This is a genomic window from Mucilaginibacter glaciei, from assembly GCF_014773245.1.
Classification (GTDB): domain Bacteria; phylum Bacteroidota; class Bacteroidia; order Sphingobacteriales; family Sphingobacteriaceae; genus Mucilaginibacter; species Mucilaginibacter glaciei.
In genome coordinates, this window is the sequence record NZ_JACWMX010000008.1 from 49,114 (window position 1) to 67,174 (window position 18,061).

An 18,061-nucleotide genomic window follows, 5' to 3' on the forward strand; every position below is an offset into this window, starting at 1 on the left:
CGCAAGTGGCAAATGCGATATAATTAAGCAATTACATAAACTTTTACGCATTTAGATTGTAAATGTTGGAAATTAAATCTGCTCTTCTTCTTCCAATAATTGTTTTTCGTACAATTCAAAGTAGGCGGTCTTCAGGTCCATCAATTCGTTATGGGTGCCTTGTTCAATAATTTCACCATTATCCAGTACCAGTATCTTATCGGCATTTTTAATCGTGGAGATACGGTGCGATATGATCACACTCGTTTTGCCCTGCATCACGCGGCCCAGGTTGTTCAATATCTCTTCTTCGGTGCGGGTGTCGACTGCCGAGAGGCAATCGTCAAAGATCAATACCTGCGGTTGTTTTACAATGGCTCTTGCTATACTCACCCGCTGCTTTTGACCGCCGCTTAAGGTAACGCCACGCTCGCCTATCAAGGTATCGAAGCCTTTATCCAGTTCGATAATGTTATTGTACACGGCAGCATCCCTGGCGGCCTGCTCTACGCGCGGCATATCCAGTTTATCTGCACTAAAGGCGATGTTATGCGAAATGATATCCGAAAAAAGGAAAACCTCCTGCGGTACAAAGCCAATTTGCGCGCGGTAGCTATCCAGGTTTAGGCTGGTTAACGGTTCGTTGTCTATCAGGATCTGCCCGCCTGTAGTATCATACATGCGCATGATCAAATTACCCATGGTAGATTTTCCTGAACCTGTACGGCCGATAATGGCCACCATTTCGCCGGGGTTAGCTATAAACGACACATTCTTTAATGCCTCGATACCCGTGTCGGGGTAAACGAATGATACGTTTTTAAATTCAATCTTTCCGTTCAGATGTTTGGCAGGCACATCAGGTGATATGATCTCTGGCACCTCATGTAAAAACTCGTTGATCCGTTTTTGCGATGCTGCTGCACGTTGCACCAACGAGGTAACCCAGCCTAAAGATATCACCGGGAAGGCCAGCATATTCAGGTACACAATAAACTCGGCGATGTTACCCGCGGTAATGTTGCCCTTCATAACTTCTACGCCGCCAATGTATATCGTAATCACATTGCTTAGCCCGATCAGCAGCAGCATCGCCGGGAAAAACATGGCCTGTACTTTGGCTAAAGCCATGCTTTGGGTTTTATAGTCTTCGCTCTCATCGGCAAATTTACCGCGTACAAAGCCCTCGCGTACGTATGATTTGATGACCCTGATGCCCGAAAAGTTCTCCTGCACAAAGCTGGACAAGCCCGATAAGCGTTTTTGGATCTGCTCGCTCCTGAACTCGATAATCGTGTTCACGTAAAAAATGATCACCGCTAAAACGGGGAGTGGTAAAATAGAAAATACAGTCAACCGTACATTTACCGTAACCATGGCGTAGATCACCAATATAAAAAGTACCACGGTGTTAATGCTGTACATAATGCCTGGCCCCAGGTACATACGTACACGGCTTACATCTTCGGTAACGCGGTTCATCAGGTCGCCGGTGTTGTGGCGGCGGTAAAAGGCCAGCGAAAGGCGCTGGTAATGGCTGTAGATCTCGTTCTTTTGATCGTACTCGATATGGCGCGACATCAGGATAATGGTTTGCCGCATAAAAAACAGGAATAAGCCCCTCAGCAAGGCCAATATCAGCACCAGTACGCCAAATAGTAACAGGCTCGAGCCAAATATATCGTAGATCACTTCCTGGCGGTTAAAGCCCTCAAACAGTTGGTAAACGCCGATATTTTCGGTAACCAGGTCAAACGCTACGCGGATAACCTGCGCCGGGAGTACACCAAATATGTTAGAGATGACTACAAACAAGATCCCCGGGATGAGCCGCCAGCGGTATTTGTAAAAGAATTTATTGAGGTGTGCGAGTTCTTTCATGCTTGTTTTTGTCCGAAAGTCGGGACGACCGAAAGTCCGGAAGACGGACAACTGCTTTCAAACATTCAAAAGTACAGTAAGTGGAGTTGAAATCAAAGTTTGCCAACAACTCACTCCGACATTGCTTTGCTCGGTCGCCCTCTCTGCGCAAGCGCAAAGAGGGTGAAGAAATAAGTCTGACGCTTTGCGCTTTAGACGCGGGTGCAATTGGCCGCGTTAGGGATAGGAGCGGATACCGGCCTTGTAGCTAAAGCCTGCAGGCGTATGAGCGGATGAGCCCGGCCGCAGGCAACGCCACGATCAGTAAACGTTAAAGCCCTTCAAAATTTCTTATTGCATTGGTTGCTATCCGTCCATGATCTTTTTCATCTCCCTCTTGCTAAGTTTTTCTTTCCAACTTTCAGACATCCTTACTTTCCGACTACAACTAAACTTTGCCACAATAAAAAAAACTCCTACTTTTGCAGCACCAAGAGAAACATTATTACTTGTCGTTATTACAATGCCTGCCCAAACCAACACCGATAGTATTTTTAACCAGCTGGAAGCATATGGTCATAAAAAGGTTGTGTTTTGCAGCGACCCCGATACCGGCTTAAAGGCAATCATCGCTATTCATGACACTACATTGGGCCCCGCTTTGGGTGGTACCCGTATGTGGGCCTATAAAACCGAGAAGGAAGCCTTGCAGGATGTGTTGCGCTTATCTAAAAACATGACCTATAAAGCTGCTATTGCAGGCTTAAATATGGGCGGTGGTATGGCGGTGATCATCGGCGACTCCCGTAAGGACAAAACCGAAGCTTTATTACGCAAGTTTGGCCGTTTTATTAAAAACCAGAACGGCGAATTTATTACTGCCGAAGATGTTGGTACCAATCCGCGCGATATGGAATATATCCGTATGGAAACCCAGCATGTTGTTGGCGTACCCGAAACAATGGGTGGCAGCGGCGACCCGGGCCCCGTTGCGGCAATGGGCGTTTACATGGGCATGCGGGCCGCATTAAAAGAACTTTACGGATCTGACTCCATAACCGGCCGCAGCGTTATAGTACAGGGTATAGGCCATGTAGGCGAGCAATTGGTTAAACTATTGACAGAGGCTAACGCCAAAGTTTATGTAAGCGATATCAACGACGAGCGTAAGCGCCAGGTATCTAAAAAATACGGTGCCGAGGCCATATCCAACAATACCATTTTTGATATCAATGCCGATATCTACGCGCCATGTGCAATGGGTGCTACTGTTAATACGCAAACCATTAATAAGTTACAGTGTGCCATTATAGCCGGGTCGGCAAATAACCAACTGGCAGATGAGGCCGAACATGGCCAGATGCTGCTGGATAAAGGCATCCTGTTTGCGCCCGATTATGTGATCAGCGCGGGTGGTATCATCAACGGTTATTCGGAGCTGATGGGCTACAGTAAAAAACGTACCATGCAGCTTACCGAAAATATTTATGACGCAACACGAAATGTTTTAAAACTTTCTAAGGCCGAAAACATTTCTACTATTGACGCGGCGAATAAAATTGCTGAGAAACGCATTGCGGATATTAAAAAAGTAAAATCAACCTATTAGTAATTTATCAGGGCCGGGCATTGTAGCCCGCCATTATCGTTCTTACAAATGTTAAACAGAAGGCACCTTAGGGTAAAAGTGTTACAATCGCTGTATGCGTACCACCAATCGAATACCAAAGACGTTAAAGCATACGAAAAATTCCTGCTGGGTAGTATAGACCAGGTTTTTGAAATGTATATCTGGATGCTATCCTTAATTAACGAGGTAGCAGAATACACCTCTCGCGATGCAGAAGAACGCGCCAACAAGCACTTGCCCACGGCCGACGATCTGAACGCCAACCTGAAACTGTTGAGCAACAAATTTATTTTAACGCTTGCGCAAAGCAACGAATACTCAATCGCTGCAAAAAAGTATAAAGCAGAGTGGTCGTTTGACCCGGAACTGGCCAAATCACTTTTCGATACCTTAAAGGCTTCGCCCGAGTATGCCGAATACCTGGCTAAAGAGGACAACAGCATCCATTCAGACAAAGACATTATCAAGTTTATTTTTAAGAAGGTTATCCTTAAATCGTCATTAGCCGAACAGGTTTTTGAAGATAAGTTTATTTTTTGGCCGGTAGACCGTGAGGTGCTGCAGGCATTGATAGCCAAAACTTTCAAGAACTTTGCTGATGACGAAGATCTTAAAAAGAACAAATTGGCCGAAATAAGCGGCAACTGGGCCGAAGACAAGGAGTTTGTGGTGAATTTATTTGAGCAAACCATCCGCCATGATGCGGCTTACCAGGAGCTGATTGCTGAAAAAACCCAAAACTGGGAGCCCGACCGTATTGCGATGATGGATACTTTATTAATGAAGATGGCTATTGTAGAATTTATTAATTTCACCTCCATCCCGGTTAAGGTTACTATTAACGAGTATTTGGAGATCTCGAAGGAGTTTAGTACGCCAAAAAGTAATTCGTTTATAAACGGTATATTAGACAAGATTTTAGCTGAGCTGAAAGCCCAGAATAAAGTAAGAAAAATTGGCAGAGGATTAATAGAATAAAATAGAAATGAAAAGACTGATCTTAAGTGCAGTTATTGCCGGTATGTTATTTACAGCCTGCAATTCGGCAACATCTAACACAAACGCAACATCAGCTTCAACTACTGCTGATGCTACCAGTGCAACCAACGCACCGGCCATGAAATTTGAAAAGGAAACCCACGATTTTGGGAAGCTTAAAACCGGCGATAAGGTTACTTATGCCTTTAAGTTTACCAATACGGGTAAATCGCCGTTGATCATTAAGGATGCGGTTGCAACTTGTGGCTGTACCAAGCCCGAGTGGCCTACTACCCCCATAGCACCCGGTGCCGATGGTGAAATTAAAGTAACCTTTAACAGCGCAGGCAAAATGGGCCTGCAGGATAAACAAATTACCGTAACCGCCAATACCAACCCTGCACAAAACATGGTGCACTTAATTGGCGAGGTAACTACTAAATAATCATATAAATTAAAAAATGACAACAGCTATTTTATTGCAAGCCGGCGGAGGCTTAGGTTACCAGCAACTGATCATGTTCGGATTAATTGCCGTGGTATTTTATTTTTTCATGATCCGCCCGCAGATGAAGAAACAAAAGGATCAAAAGAAATATGCCGAAGAGCTTAAAAAAGGCGATAAAGTGGTAACCACTGCCGGCATCCACGGTAAGGTTTATGAAATAGCTGATACTACTTTTTTATTGGAAGTAGAGAATGGCGGCCGCATCCGTTTCAACAAATCGGCTATCTCTTTAGATGAATCAAAGGCACTGAATACACCCGTAGTTACTAAGTAATTTAAGGTTAAAGGCTAAGGGTAAAAGGCGAAAGGTTTTCTTTCGCTTTTTCTTTTATAACCATTTACCTTTAGCCTTTTAGCTTTTACCTCAAAATAAAATGGCCATCATCAAACTATCAGCAATCGAGCGCAGGCGCCTTTCGGCGTTTGTTACCTGTTTGGTAATTGCTGTATTTGCCTGGCTGTTCACTTCGCTGTCAAACCCTTACCGTTACACGGTTAAGCAGGTCATTACCTTCAGGAACGCGCCGTTAAGGCGGGCTTTTCATCCCCTGCAGTCAGACACCATAGATGCGGTGGTACAAGGCACCGGCTGGCAAATGCTGGTCAATAAAATGAATGATGAGCAAAGGCCCGTAAGCATTGATCTGCACACGCTGGATAATAAGAGCTTTATTGTATTAAACACGCAACTGAAGCAGATTAACCTGGCTAAAGACCTTAACCACCAAATCATCGCCTTTACGCCCGATACGCTTTTCTTCGACTTCTCTAACCGGATGACCAAGCGTGTGCCCGTACAGCTGGTGAGTAAGATCAACTATCAAAAGCAGTTTGCCCAGTCAGACAATGTAAAAATTCAACCCGATTACGTGACCATAAGCGGCCCTGCCGAAGTTTTAGCCCGGATCAATAGCTGGAAAACAGATTCGGTGAAGCTAACGGGCGTTAATGAAAGCTACAGCTCCCGGGTTGCCCTGCTGCCTGCCAGGGAGGGTAATTTGGATATACTGCCCAAAACCGTTATCGTAAACATCCCGATTGATGAGTTTACCGAAAAAACAATGGAAATTCCGGTACGGTTGATCAATAACCATAATTATTATGATGTGAAGGTGTTCCCCCAGAAAGTTAAGGTTACATTTACCACATCATTAACCAATTACCCCGATGCCAGCGAAGATGATTTTGAAGCCGTTGCCGATCTGGACAAATGGCGGATTAACGGTTACAATGCGCTGCCTGTTAAAATTACACGGTTACCATCGTACGGGAAAGTGGTTAAAATAGAGCCGCAGAATATTGACTTCATCGTTAAAAAATAAATGTTAAAAATAGGCATCACCGGTAACATCGGCAGCGGTAAAACCACCATTTGCAAAGTATTTGAAGTATTGGGCGTGCCTGTATTTTATGCTGATGACGAAGCCAAAAAAGTAATGACGGATGATACGGAATTGATAGCAGGCATCAAACAAACCTTTGGCGATACGTCATACCTGGAAGATGGAACCTTGAACCGTAAACATATTGCCGGCATTGTGTTTAATAACCCTGCCGAGCTCACCAAACTGAATGCCCTGGTACATCCCGCTGTTTTCCGTGCTTTTGATAAATGGGTGCTGCAGTTTGATACTACTGTACCTTATATTATGAAGGAGGCCGCCCTGCTTTTTGAAAGCGATTCGTACAAAATGTGCGATAGGTCGGTGATGGTATCGGCCCCGTTAGGCCTGAGGATTAAACGCGTTACCCGTCGCGACGGCATTACTGCCGCTGAAGTAAAAGGCCGTAACGACCGCCAGTTTAGCGAAGAGGAAAAACGCGAAATGGCTAATGACCTGATTATAAATGATGATACGCAACTGGTGATACCGCAGGTTTTAGCCTTGCATCAATTGTACCTATCCCTTGCCCATACTAAATGATAATTGACGATTTTGTTGTTATTGATGCCAACGGCCTGTACTGTAAATATGGCGACTTTTACCTCGACCCTAAACAACCCGTAAACCAGGCCGTAATAACCCATGCCCATGCAGATCATGCGGTAAGTGGCAACCACCAAATTTATACTACCGCCACCACTTGGGCCTTTATGCAATTGCGCTACGGTAAAAATGCGGGTAAAGTGATATACACGGCTCAATATAACGCGCCGTTCAGCATAGGCGATGTACAGTTGACCTTTATTCCGGCCGGCCACATGCCCGGCTCCGCACAAATCCTGATGGAGTACCTTGGCGTACGGTACCTGTACACCGGCGACTACAAGCTCCAACCCGATGCCACCTGCGAACCTTATCAGTTTGCAAAGGCCGACGTACTGATTACCGAAAGCACCTTTGCCGACCCTGCCGTGCTGCACCCCGACCCGGTAACAGAGATCAAAAAGCTGAATGATATAAAGATCAATATCCTTTTAGGGGCCTATAGTTTGGGTAAGAGCCAGCGGCTCATCCGGATGATAAACGACTACGCCCCGCGGAAGAAGATCCTGGTACATCACCGCATAATGCCCATAAATGCCATTTATCAGCAGATGGGCTTTGAGATAGGTAACCACCAGATCTATGGCCGTAAATTGATGAAAACACAGGAAGAGTGGGTGTACGTTGTACCGCCGTTTACCTTTGACAGTTACTTTAGGGCAACGGGGGTAAAGCGGCTGTTTGCTTCGGGCTGGAAAAACCTGCAGGTAAACGCACAGGATACCTTGTTTGTATCTGACCATGCCGACTGGAACGACATTATCGAAACCATTAAACAAAGCCAGCCTACACAGGTTTGGACTCTACACGGTAATGGCTCACACCTGAAAGAGCATTTTAAGGACGATATTTTCGTGAAATTATTAAACTAATGCTGCTGGAAGGGATAGACTATTATATCAACACGGATGGTAACTTTGTATTCACCGAAGCGTACCACCTTAAGCGCGGTTACTGCTGCAAAAACAAGTGCCTGCATTGCCCCTGGGGCTATGGCCGCGAAAAGCAGGACAATAAATCAAAAGATAAATAATTATATTTGCTGGCATTTCATTTCAATAATGGGGATAGAAGAAGATATCAGGAGCACTAATTTTGAAGATAATTACCATAAGGCGGTTATCAACCTCAGCTATACATACGGCTGGATCAATAATTACATGCGCCCTGAATTTGAAAAGTATAAACTAACCCAGCAGCAGTTTAACATCCTGCGCATCCTCCGCGGCCAGTACCCCAAACCAGCCACCGTAAACTTGCTTAAAGAACGGATGATAGATAAAATGTCTGATGCATCGCGCATTGTCGACAGGCTGGTGCAAAAGGGTTTGGTATCCCGCTGCACCAATAACCGCGACCGTCGGGCCGTAGATATCCGCATCAGCGAACAGGGTTTAGAGACCCTTACAAAAATGGATGTGAGCTTTAAAACCAAAGATCTGGTCAAGCAAAACCTTACCGAAAAAGAGGCCCTGCAATTAAGCGATCTGCTTGATAAAATGCGGGGATAATTAGAGATTTTTAGAGGTGGTGTTTAAATTTACACGTGGTGCTTGATGAGTGCCTTTTTTATTTCCAGGTAATTCCCTCGTCCGTGAGGGCTGGAAGGGTAAAACTGCAGCCCCATTGGCCAAATCAATTGATCTTAAATTTAATGGTTGGTAGTATCTCTGCCAATGCCCTTTGGGCCTCATCCTCGTAAGGCTTTTTAAATTGGATAATGCCATTAAAATTAACCCCATTTTCTTTTGTTTCTGATGAAAAGCGTAAAAAGACTTCGTCATCCATCTGATATTCCAATATAAGATATCTTGTGCCGTTAACGGTAATGATCTTTGATATCGTGATTTTAGTGCCTTTTAACGAAACCTCACTGTTGGTCAATAAATTAACCATGCTTTTTTGGATTTGCTCCAATGATTTTCTGAATTCCACATTTGTAAAAAGGTCCCAGTAAGAGATCAGTAAATGATTTGATTGGTAAACAAGTTCATTTTTTGAAATAATTTGCGAATGTTTATAATCGTTAGTTATAAAATTTGCTATTTCGGCTTTAGTTAGCTTTTTTGCTGCCTGCGGTGCAATAGTATAAACACCATGATTCAGTTTGAAATATTGACTTTTTGCCGTTAAACTAAAAAACAAAGCGAAGATGATTAAAAGGATAGTTTTCATATGTTAAATTAATTGGGGCAGATTATAATTTCAGAGGAAGTGTTATCACTGTTTATTTTTACGGGGATTTAGCAAACAAATAAAACAAACGGCATTCATTTATCGGTCTGTTCCGCTTAGTGTTCCGTTTTTATCAGCAAGTGTTCCGCTGTGTTCCGCACTGTTCCGTTTTAAACGGAACGCTAATTGTTTAAGCCACAAATCCGGGTTGCAACTTCCTGAACCCTAATGCAAATAACCATCCTATCAAACTCCCATATATTGCACCGCTTACCACATCTACCGGGAAATGTACCCCAACATAAACCTGCGCAAAACAAATCAGGGCTGCCCAAAACAATAGCACTGGCACCACCCGGGGCCATTTTTTATAGAACAGGCAGCTTAAAAATACGGCTATAGCAAAATGGTCGGTAGCGTGGGTGGAGGGGAAGCTATAACCCGTACCGCAGGGCACCCGGCTAATCACCGTGGCGCTGGTCACCGCATCCCGGCAGGGGCGTACCCGCTGCTCTTGTTTTTTGATAAGGGTGGCGCTGGTGAAATCGGCAAAACCGGCAGCTAAGGCCAGCATCGCTATAAGTAGGGCACCTTGTTTACGGTATCGCCAGATGCAGAAAATGATGATGAACAAATAAAGCGGGATCCAGAGTGCAGGGTTACGCATCTGCGGCATCAGCCAGTCGAAAATAGAATTGGACAGGCTATTGTTAATGTAGTGAAAGAGTTGCCTGTCTAAGTGTAAAAGCTGGTCGGGCATCGGGTTTTATCTGTACAAATCTGTGTAAAAGTGTAAAGATAGCTAATATCATCACCTTTAAACGATTGTAATTTTACATTGCTATCGCTTAAATATTTATATTTTTGTAGCCTAACAGCTATTTGAATTTTGACACTTATAAAATCAATTTCAGGAATCAGAGGGACCATTGGTGGCGCAGCCGACGAAGGTTTAACCCCTTTGGATATTGTAAAGTTCACCTCGGCCTTTGGTAGCTGGGCGGTAAAACGCTCCGGCTTAAAAAAGATCGTATTGGGCCGTGATGCGCGTTTATCGGGCACTATGGTCAACAACCTGGTTATCGGTACCTTACAGGGTTTGGGCATTGATGTGATAGACCTGGGTTTATCCACCACCCCAACTGTTGAAATAGCCGTTCCCGACGAGCAGGCAGCAGGGGGTATCATCCTCACAGCCAGCCACAATCCAAAGCAATGGAACGCCCTTAAATTGTTGAACGAGAAAGGCGAATTCATTAGCGATACCGATGGTAAAGAAGTTTTAGATATTGCCGAAAGCAGCGATTTTTTATATGCAGAAGTAAATGATCTGGGTAAGGTAACCAACGATGATACCTACCTGCAAAAACACATCGACAAGATATTGGCTTTGCCTTTAGTTGATGTTGATGCGATAAGAAAGGCTGATTTTAACGTAGTTATCGATTGCGTAAACTCTACAGGAGGCATTTTTGTACCTGCATTGCTGAAAGCAATGGGCGTTAACACCGTTCATGAACTGTATTGTGAGCCTGATGGTAATTTCCCGCATAACCCCGAGCCATTGCCCGAGAACTTGATCGCGTTATCGCAGGAAGTTTTGAAAAAGAAAGCCGATCTGGGTATAGCCGTCGACCCGGATGTTGACCGCCTTTGTTTTGTAAACGAAGATGGCAGCATGTTTGGCGAAGAATACACCTTAGTTGCCGTTGCAGATTATGTATTGAAAAATACAAAAGGCAACACGGTATCAAACCTATCGTCTACCCGTGCGCTGCGGGATGTTACCGAGAGCGCCGGTGGCGAATACCATGCAGCAGCCGTAGGTGAGGTAAACGTGGTAAACAAAATGAAGGAAGTTAACGCCATTATCGGCGGCGAAGGTAATGGCGGGGTGATCTATCCCGAACTGCACTATGGCCGTGATGCTTTGGTGGGTATCGCATTGTTCTTAACGCACCTGGCTAAATTTGGCAAGCCGGTATCGGTTTTAAAAAGCTCGTACCCTAATTATTTCATCTCAAAAAATAAGATCACGCTGACACCAGAAATGGATATCGACGCATTGTTATTGAAAGTAGAGGAGAAATATCAAAAGCAACCTCACTCTACCATCGACGGCCTCAAGATCGAGTTTGACAAAGAATGGGTACATTTGCGCAAATCGAATACCGAGCCCATTATCCGCATCTATTCTGAAGGTAATTCAGAAACTGTAGCGAATGGATTGGCTAATAAGATTATAACAGATATAAAAGAAATTTTGAATTTAAACGAATAGTTAAGCAGATGTCGGGACGACGGAAAGTCCGAAAGAAAGTAACTAATCTCTATTCAACTACTCACTAATAACTACCCCCATGCGTGTTTACTTAGATAATGCAGCCACTACCGCCCTTGATCCTGATGTTTTAAAGGAAATGTACAAAGTGATGGAAACCCAGTTTGGTAACCCGTCGTCTATACATGCTCATGGCCGCGAGGTACGCACGCTTATCGAGCGCTCACGCAAAACCATAGCAAACTTACTGCATACATCGCCTGCCGAGATCTTTTTTACAAGTGGTGGTACCGAGGCCGATAATATGGCTATCCGCTGCGGTATTATCGACCATAAACTTACCCACGCCATTACTTCTAAATTGGAGCATCATGCGGTGATCCATACCCTGCAATCGATGGAAAAGGCGGGCGTGATCAAGTTGAGCTATGTAAACGTTGATAAAAAGGGTAATATAGATTATGACCATTTAGAAACCTTGCTAAAGGATAACGAACGCAGCTTTGTCTCCCTCATGCACGCCAATAACGAATTAGGGACACTCACAGATATTGAACGTGTAGGAGAGCTTTGCGAGGCCCACAACGCGTTATTTCATAGCGATACGGTACAGACTGTCGGCCATTATAAACATGACTTGAGCAAGCTTAAAGTGCACTTTATGGTTTGCGCGGCGCATAAGCTGCACGGACCGAAGGGTGTAGGGTTTTTACACATCAACCACAAGGTAAAGATCAACCCGATGATCTATGGAGGATCGCAGGAGCGGAACATGCGCGGCGGTACCGAAAATATTTACGGTATTGTTGGTTTGGCTAAAGCCATTGAAGCAGCCTATGCTGAAATGGACGAGCATCAAGCCTACATCCAGGAGTTGAAATCATACATGAAAGCCCAGTTAGAGCAGGATGTGCCAGGCGTTCAGTTTAACGGCGAGACTGACCCGGCTAAAAGTTTATATACGGTACTGAACGTTTCTTTCCCGGAAATGGAAATGGCCGACATGCTTCTGTTTAATTTGGATATCGCCGGTATCTCGGCATCCGGCGGCAGCGCTTGCAGCTCGGGTACCGATATTGGGTCGCATGTGTTAACGGCAATAGGCGCCAGCCCCGACAGGCCGTCGGTGCGGTTCTCCTTTTCGAAACATAATACAAAGGAAGAGATCGATTTTACCGTGGCTAAACTGAAAAGCCTTTGCATGGTAAATGCATAGTAGTTAAATTATTCTCTTATTTTGAAAAACAATTGTGCCTCTTGGTAAGTTAACTTAGTAAACAAACAAAAAACTACTACCATGACAACTATTGCAGAAAACACACAAGAGAACGGTTTTGAAAATCAATCCCAGCCTAATGGTTCAACTTCGTTTGATTTATCGAATAATGGCAGCGCGACTACTACAGACGGAGCCGACGATGAATTGGGCACAGATGATGAATTAGCAACTACAGATGATGAGTTGGACACGGATGATGAATTAGCCGATACAGACGACGAATTGGGTACCGACGATGAATTGATTGTTGCTGACGATGAGCTGGACACAGATGACCAATCTACCGTTGCTGATACTGAACTGAACGAAGATTATGAAACAAACGCCGACGATACGGAAGGCGGTGGTAATGTAGACAACGGCGGCGGTGCCGAAACCCGGAATTAACGTTGCCGAGCACGGCCTGAATAGCAGGCATAAAAGCCACTTGTAAAACTAACAAGTGGCTTTTTTATGATACAATACCGGGTTTTGTCAACTATCATCGCTTTTAACGGCAATAGAGTTAATCTGCTAATTATTAATTAATTGAAACGTAACGCTACAATTTTAACAGAGGTTTATTTACAAAATAGTTAATTTTTGGCAGCATTTTTGATACTTTATTAAGTAACAATTAAAAACTAATAACGATGGAAAGCAACGAAAAAAATCCGGAATACACACCGAATAACAACCCGAATGAAAATCCTGAAGAACAACAGTCTCACAACGAGGACGGCGCGCAATACCACCGCCAGCCGGAGCAGGAGCAACAGCAGGAAGGCGCAGATACCTCATACAGTGAGTCTAACGATGTAACGCCACCAAACCAACATGAGTTCCCGTCAGTTGGTGTAGCTACAAAAACAGATTTTGCCAGCCGCCCGCATGGCCGTACAACCGGCAGGATGGTAGGGCACGAGCCGGGTACAGAAGGTATCTAAGATCTTTTTCAAATTTTAATTTACAGAAAAAGCCATTCGTTAAACTGACGAATGGCTTTTTTGGTTGTGGTGTCACCCTCAATATGTTTGTCGTCGACCTTTCCATTGGGGATCGCTTTGTCGCTATCGCTCCGTGCAATGACGTGTGGTATTAAAACTCATGTCCTTGCGAGCGATAGCGTGGCAATCTCAGAGGACAAGCGGATAGGCTGAGATTGCCGCGTTGCTATCACTCCTCGCAATGACAATAGTTTTTGAGCACAAAAAAAGCCATCCTCACAGACAGCTTCTTCATTATAAAATATTGTTTAATCTAACCCTTCGGCTCAATTACTTTTTCTTCTTTAGGTGTAACCGGTGTCAGCATTTTTAAGAATGAGGCCAGTTTTTCCTTCATTTCGCGGCGGTCTACGATAAAATCAAGGAAACCATGTTCCTGCACAAACTCTGCAGTCTGGAAGCCCTTAGGTAAATCTTTTTTGATGGTTTCTTTAATAACACGCGGGCCGGCAAAGCCGATAAGTGAACCCGGCTCGGCAATATTAATGTCGCCCAGCATCGCGTACGAAGCGGTTACACCACCTGTAGTAGGGTCGGTTAGTAAAGATACGTACGGTACCTTAGCCTGGCTCAATAAAGCCAGTTTAGCTGAAGTTTTAGCCATCTGCATGAGTGAAAACGCCGCTTCCATCATCCTGGCACCGCCTGATTTGGAGATCATGATGAAGGGTACTTTATTTGCGATGCTGTAATCTATCGAGCGGGCAATCTTTTCGCCTACTACAGACCCCATAGAACCACCTATAAAGTTAAAGTCCATACAGGCAATCATTACTTCCTGGCCGTTCATTTTACCATGTGCGGCGCGGATAGCATCCTGCAGGCCGGTCTTTTTTTGCGTTTCGGCAACGCGGTCGGTGTATTTTTTACTGTCGGTAAAGTTTAGGGGGTCGCCGCTGTGCAGGTTGTTAAACAGTTCGGTAAACTGGTTATCATCAAACAAAACAGAAAAATATTCTTTAGAGCCAATGCGCAAATGGAAACCGCAATAGTGGCAAACGTATTGGTTCTCTACCTGTTCTGAGTAATGCAACGGTTTTTTACAATTAGGGCATTTGTTCCAGATGCCGTCGGGCGCTTCCTTCTTTTCCTCAGTAGTCGTAATTATCCCTTTGATCTCTCTCTTAAACCAGGCCATATCTATTTCTAAGTCTTTCAAGTATTGCAAAGAAACGAAAAAAGGTTTGTAATTATTGGGAGTGGTTGTAAAAGTTTAAGGGTTAGAGCGGTTTATAAGGAGATAAAGGTTGGGGGTAAAGGAAAAGGTTTGCAAATGTAAAGCCGTTGATAGCGGCTTTACATAACTTATTATTACCGTCAAACTTATTTGGCAGCAATTCAAACCGTTACAAACGGTAAATTGGCGATAACCAAGGCAACTTTTATAACTTTTCCAACTTTTACCATCCTTTCCATCTTTAACTTTTCAACTATTTTTATAACTTCGAAGCCCAAACAAACGCACATGGATTTAAAAAATATAAAAGGCGTACTGCACGGCGATCAGGTGCAGGAGCTATTTGAAGCAGCTAAAAAACATCAGTTTGCATTGCCTGCCGTAAACGTGATCGGTACCAATACAATTAATGCCGTTATGGAAACAGCCGCGGCTGTTAACTCTCCTGTAATTATTCAATTATCAAATGGTGGCGCGCAATTTTATGCGGGTAAATCATTAGATAACTCAAAATTACAGGCCTGCATTTTGGGCGGTGTATCTGCCGCTAAACACGTTCATTTATTAGCCGAGCATTATGGTGTTGCGGTTATTTTACATACCGACCACGCCGCTAAAAAGTTGTTACCGTGGATTGACGGCTTATTAGAGCATGGCGAGAAATTCTTTGCCGAAACAGGCAAACCCTTATTCTCATCACACATGCTGGATCTTTCTGAAGAGCCGATTGAAGAGAATATTGAAATATCTGCCAAATACTTAGAGCGCATGGCCAAAATGGGCATGACCGTTGAAATTGAGTTAGGTGTTACAGGCGGTGAAGAGGACGGTGTTGATAACAGCGATGTTGACAGCTCACGTTTATATACCCAGCCAGAAGAGGTTGCTTATGCTTATGAAGAACTTTCTAAAGTGAGCCATCGTTTTACTATTGCAGCTGCATTTGGTAATGTGCACGGTGTATACAAACCGGGTAACGTTAAATTACAGCCGGTTATTTTGCATAACTCACAGGAGTTTTTGAAAGAGAAACACAGCCTAACTGCCGAAAAGCCGATCAACTTTGTATTCCACGGTGGGTCTGGTTCAAGCCAGGAAGAAATTCGCGAAGCGATCTCTTACGGTGCTATCAAAATGAACATCGATACCGATATGCAGTTTGCATTTTGGGAAGGTATAAGGGATTACTATCAGGCAAAAGAAGGCTATTTGCAAACACAAATTGGCAGCCCTGATGGTGACGATTCTCCAAACAAGAAATTTTACGACCCGCGCGTTTGGTTGCGTAAAGCCGAAGAAACCTTCGTAGCAAGGTTAAAAGTGGCTTTTGCCGATCTGAACTGTATAGACGTGAACAGCAAGCTATAAGCTTGTAGAGCCAATAAGAATAAAAAGCGCTAATGGATATAACATTAGCGCTTTTTTTAGGTTATAGATAATAATTTTACCCCACTGAAATGGCAAAAAAGAACAAGAATTTATTTGAGCGGTTTGCCAACTGGGCCACCGCTGCAACAGGCAGCTCGGCTGCGTTTATCATCGCCATTTTGACAATTGTTGTCTGGTTGATAACTGGTCCTATATTTAAATATTCTGATACCTGGCAGCTCATCATCAATACGGGCACTACTATTATTACCTTTTTAATGGTGTTCCTGATCCAAAAATCGCAAAACAAAGATTCAAAGGCTATCCACCTAAAGCTGAACGAATTGCTTGCCTCGCACCAGGGCGCCAGTAACCGAATGGTGGATATTGAAGACTTGACCGAAAAGGAATTGGATCAACTGCATAAATTTTATGTGAAGCTGTCCGACCTGGCCGAGAACGAAGATGATATCACCTGTACACACTCTATTGATGCTGCAGAAGAGAACCATAATAAAAAAATAACCAACTTTAAAACTCAAACGCATTACTCTAATGCCCTCAAAAATAGAAGTAAAAAAGGTTGATAACGCCGCCGATCTGCAAACGGCATTCGCTGTACGCCACCAGGTTTTTGTTATAGAGGGTATTTGCCCGCCCGAATTAGAGCGGGAGAACGAAGAGGTTTCCCATCACTTTTTAGCTACTGTTGATGGGCAGCCAGCCGGTGCTGCCCGCTGGCGCAAAACCGATAATGGCTACAAACTGGAGCGTTTTGCCGTATTGTCGCAATTTAGGGGTGGGGTAGGGTCGGCATTGGTTAAAGCCGTTTTGGATGATTTGCCCGCCGATGCCGGTTATGTTTACCTGCATGCCCAAACACCTGCTGTGGGTCTTTACAAAAAATTCGGATTTATAACGGAAGGAGCAGAATTTGAAGAGGCGGGTATAAAGCATTATAAAATGGTTATGAGTTAGCTCAATCCCAAACTTATTTCGTAAAAATCCTGCTCGAGTAATCCATCGCTTCCTGCAGTTTATCCAGATCAAGGCCTAATTCGATGTTTTGATGCAGCAGGTAGGCAATCACGTTTTCGGTAGCGATGTTGCCGGTCAAGTTATCTGCCGCCATCGGGCAGCCACCGTAACCCTTCAGGGCAGTATCAAACCTGGTGCAACCGCTTTCGTGTGCGGCGGCTATCTTATCCAGCCAGGTATCGGGTGTAGAATGCAGGTGAACACCAAACTGTACGCCTAAAAATTCTTTTGCCAGGGCAGGGTAGAGGCTGCTGATCTGTTCGGGTGTGGCAATGCCGATGGTATCTGAAAGGGCAATGTTGTAAATCCCCTCTTTCACCAGCTTTTCCGTCCATTCTTTTGCAATATCTGTGCTCCATATATCCCCATAAGGGTTGCCAAAACCCATGGACAGGTATATCAATGGTATTTTGTTTTTAGTAGCGCACAGGGCAGCGATTTGCTTTACATTGTCGAATGACTGGTCAATAGTTGTGTTGGTATTACGCAACTGGAAGGTTTCTGAAATAGAAAAAGGGTAACCCAGGTAGGTGATTTCTTCGTGGCTGGCAGCATCTTCGGCGCCGCGGTAATTAGCTACAATAGCTAATAGTTTTGACCTGGTCGCGCTTAGATCCAGTTTGCTTAACACCTCAGCAGTATCGCGCATTTGCGGTATTGCCTTTGGTGATACAAAGCTACCGAAATCGATCGTATCAAAACCTACCTGTAAAAGGAGATTTATGTAGGCAGCCTTTACATCGGTAGGCACAAAATCATGCAGGCCTTGCATGGCATCGCGCGGACACTCGGTTATCTTTAAAGCTTCGGCCAT

General features: G+C 44.2%; 21 protein-coding genes. 16 read left to right on the forward strand and 5 right to left on the reverse strand.

Features of this window, described 5'->3' with window-relative positions:
• Nucleotides 1–72 precede the first annotated feature (72 nt).
• Nucleotides 73–1,860: an ABC transporter ATP-binding protein gene (locus IDJ76_RS17390; protein ID WP_191164955.1), complete on the reverse strand. Its 1,788-nt coding sequence runs from the start codon at nt 1,858–1,860 to the stop codon at nt 73–75.
• A 502-nt stretch (nt 1,861–2,362) separates the two neighbouring features.
• Here IDJ76_RS17390 and IDJ76_RS17395 point away from each other — a divergent pair.
• From IDJ76_RS17395 to IDJ76_RS17435, 9 genes are all read left to right on the forward strand, one after another.
• Nucleotides 2,363–3,448: a Glu/Leu/Phe/Val family dehydrogenase gene (locus IDJ76_RS17395; protein WP_191164957.1), complete on the forward strand. Its 1,086-nt coding sequence runs from the start codon at nt 2,363–2,365 to the stop codon at nt 3,446–3,448.
• Between the two features lie 48 nt (nt 3,449–3,496).
• Complete coding sequence (gene nusB, locus IDJ76_RS17400; protein ID WP_191164959.1) at nt 3,497–4,447, forward strand: transcription antitermination factor NusB; 951 nt, start codon at nt 3,497–3,499, stop codon at nt 4,445–4,447.
• A gap of 7 nt (nt 4,448–4,454) precedes the next feature.
• Nucleotides 4,455–4,892 (forward strand): DUF1573 domain-containing protein, encoded by a 438-nt coding sequence (locus IDJ76_RS17405; protein WP_191164961.1) that lies wholly within the window; start codon nt 4,455–4,457, stop codon nt 4,890–4,892.
• Between the two features lie 16 nt (nt 4,893–4,908).
• Entirely contained in the window at nt 4,909–5,229 is a 321-nt protein-coding gene (gene yajC / locus IDJ76_RS17410) for a preprotein translocase subunit YajC (RefSeq protein WP_191164963.1), read from the forward strand.
• A gap of 100 nt (nt 5,230–5,329) precedes the next feature.
• The gene (locus IDJ76_RS17415; RefSeq protein ID WP_191164965.1) at nt 5,330–6,277 is read left to right on the forward strand and encodes a CdaR family protein; all 948 of its coding nucleotides are present in this window, start codon (nt 5,330–5,332) and stop codon (nt 6,275–6,277) included.
• Complete coding sequence (gene coaE, locus IDJ76_RS17420; protein WP_191164967.1) at nt 6,278–6,880, forward strand: dephospho-CoA kinase; 603 nt, start codon at nt 6,278–6,280, stop codon at nt 6,878–6,880. It abuts the gene before it with no gap.
• A complete protein-coding gene (locus IDJ76_RS17425; RefSeq protein ID WP_191164969.1) occupies nt 6,877–7,815 on the forward strand; it encodes an MBL fold metallo-hydrolase in 939 nt (312 codons plus the stop codon). The genes coaE and IDJ76_RS17425 overlap by 4 nt, the downstream gene beginning before the upstream one ends.
• On the forward strand, nt 7,815–7,976 hold the full coding sequence (locus IDJ76_RS17430; protein WP_191164971.1) for a DUF5522 domain-containing protein: 162 nt from the start codon (nt 7,815–7,817) through the stop codon (nt 7,974–7,976). Before IDJ76_RS17425 ends, IDJ76_RS17430 begins: the two co-directional genes overlap by 1 nt.
• A 28-nt stretch (nt 7,977–8,004) precedes the next feature.
• Nucleotides 8,005–8,454: a MarR family winged helix-turn-helix transcriptional regulator gene (locus tag IDJ76_RS17435; RefSeq protein WP_191164973.1), complete on the forward strand. Its 450-nt coding sequence runs from the start codon at nt 8,005–8,007 to the stop codon at nt 8,452–8,454.
• Between the two features lie 124 nt (nt 8,455–8,578).
• On the opposite strand, the gene IDJ76_RS17440 is transcribed toward IDJ76_RS17435, so the two are convergent.
• Both IDJ76_RS17440 and IDJ76_RS17445 read right to left on the reverse strand, forming a co-directional pair.
• Nucleotides 8,579–9,118 carry a hypothetical protein gene (locus tag IDJ76_RS17440; RefSeq protein WP_191164975.1) on the reverse strand — a complete coding sequence of 180 codons (540 nt, stop codon included), beginning with the start codon at nt 9,116–9,118 and terminating at the stop codon, nt 8,579–8,581.
• A 190-nt stretch (nt 9,119–9,308) separates the two neighbouring features.
• Nucleotides 9,309–9,878: a phosphatase PAP2 family protein gene (locus tag IDJ76_RS17445; protein ID WP_191164977.1), complete on the reverse strand. Its 570-nt coding sequence runs from the start codon at nt 9,876–9,878 to the stop codon at nt 9,309–9,311.
• Nucleotides 9,879–10,007: 129 nt separating this feature from the next.
• Here IDJ76_RS17445 and glmM point away from each other — a divergent pair, with 129 nt between their 5' ends.
• The 4 genes from glmM to IDJ76_RS17465 all read left to right on the forward strand — a co-directional run bounded on the left by glmM (nt 10,008) and on the right by IDJ76_RS17465 (nt 13,604).
• Complete coding sequence (gene glmM, locus IDJ76_RS17450) at nt 10,008–11,399, forward strand: phosphoglucosamine mutase (RefSeq protein WP_191164979.1); 1,392 nt, start codon at nt 10,008–10,010, stop codon at nt 11,397–11,399.
• Between the two features lie 79 nt (nt 11,400–11,478).
• A complete protein-coding gene (locus tag IDJ76_RS17455) occupies nt 11,479–12,615 on the forward strand; it encodes a cysteine desulfurase family protein (RefSeq protein ID WP_191164981.1) in 1,137 nt (378 codons plus the stop codon).
• 81 nt (nt 12,616–12,696) lie between these two features.
• Complete coding sequence (locus IDJ76_RS17460; protein ID WP_191164983.1) at nt 12,697–13,065, forward strand: hypothetical protein; 369 nt, start codon at nt 12,697–12,699, stop codon at nt 13,063–13,065.
• A gap of 245 nt (nt 13,066–13,310) precedes the next feature.
• Nucleotides 13,311–13,604 (forward strand): hypothetical protein, encoded by a 294-nt coding sequence (locus tag IDJ76_RS17465; RefSeq protein WP_191164984.1) that lies wholly within the window; start codon nt 13,311–13,313, stop codon nt 13,602–13,604.
• Nucleotides 13,605–13,917: 313 nt separating this feature from the next.
• On the opposite strand, the gene accD is transcribed toward IDJ76_RS17465, so the two are convergent.
• Nucleotides 13,918–14,802 carry an acetyl-CoA carboxylase, carboxyltransferase subunit beta gene (accD, locus tag IDJ76_RS17470; protein WP_191165223.1) on the reverse strand — a complete coding sequence of 295 codons (885 nt, stop codon included), beginning with the start codon at nt 14,800–14,802 and terminating at the stop codon, nt 13,918–13,920.
• Between the two features lie 327 nt (nt 14,803–15,129).
• On the opposite strand from accD, the gene fbaA reads away from it, so the two are divergent.
• From fbaA to IDJ76_RS17485, 3 genes are all read left to right on the forward strand, one after another.
• Nucleotides 15,130–16,209: a class II fructose-bisphosphate aldolase gene (fbaA, locus tag IDJ76_RS17475; RefSeq protein ID WP_191164986.1), complete on the forward strand. Its 1,080-nt coding sequence runs from the start codon at nt 15,130–15,132 to the stop codon at nt 16,207–16,209.
• Nucleotides 16,210–16,298: 89 nt separating this feature from the next.
• Complete coding sequence (locus tag IDJ76_RS17480; protein WP_191164987.1) at nt 16,299–16,796, forward strand: low affinity iron permease family protein; 498 nt, start codon at nt 16,299–16,301, stop codon at nt 16,794–16,796.
• Nucleotides 16,765–17,187 carry a GNAT family N-acetyltransferase gene (locus IDJ76_RS17485; RefSeq protein WP_191164989.1) on the forward strand — a complete coding sequence of 141 codons (423 nt, stop codon included), beginning with the start codon at nt 16,765–16,767 and terminating at the stop codon, nt 17,185–17,187. The genes IDJ76_RS17480 and IDJ76_RS17485 overlap by 32 nt, the downstream gene beginning before the upstream one ends.
• Nucleotides 17,188–17,200: 13 nt before the next feature.
• Here IDJ76_RS17485 and IDJ76_RS17490 read toward each other — a convergent pair whose 3' ends face one another.
• Nucleotides 17,201–18,061, reverse strand: a complete 861-nt coding sequence (locus IDJ76_RS17490; protein WP_191164991.1) for a hydroxymethylglutaryl-CoA lyase — start codon at nt 18,059–18,061, stop codon at nt 17,201–17,203.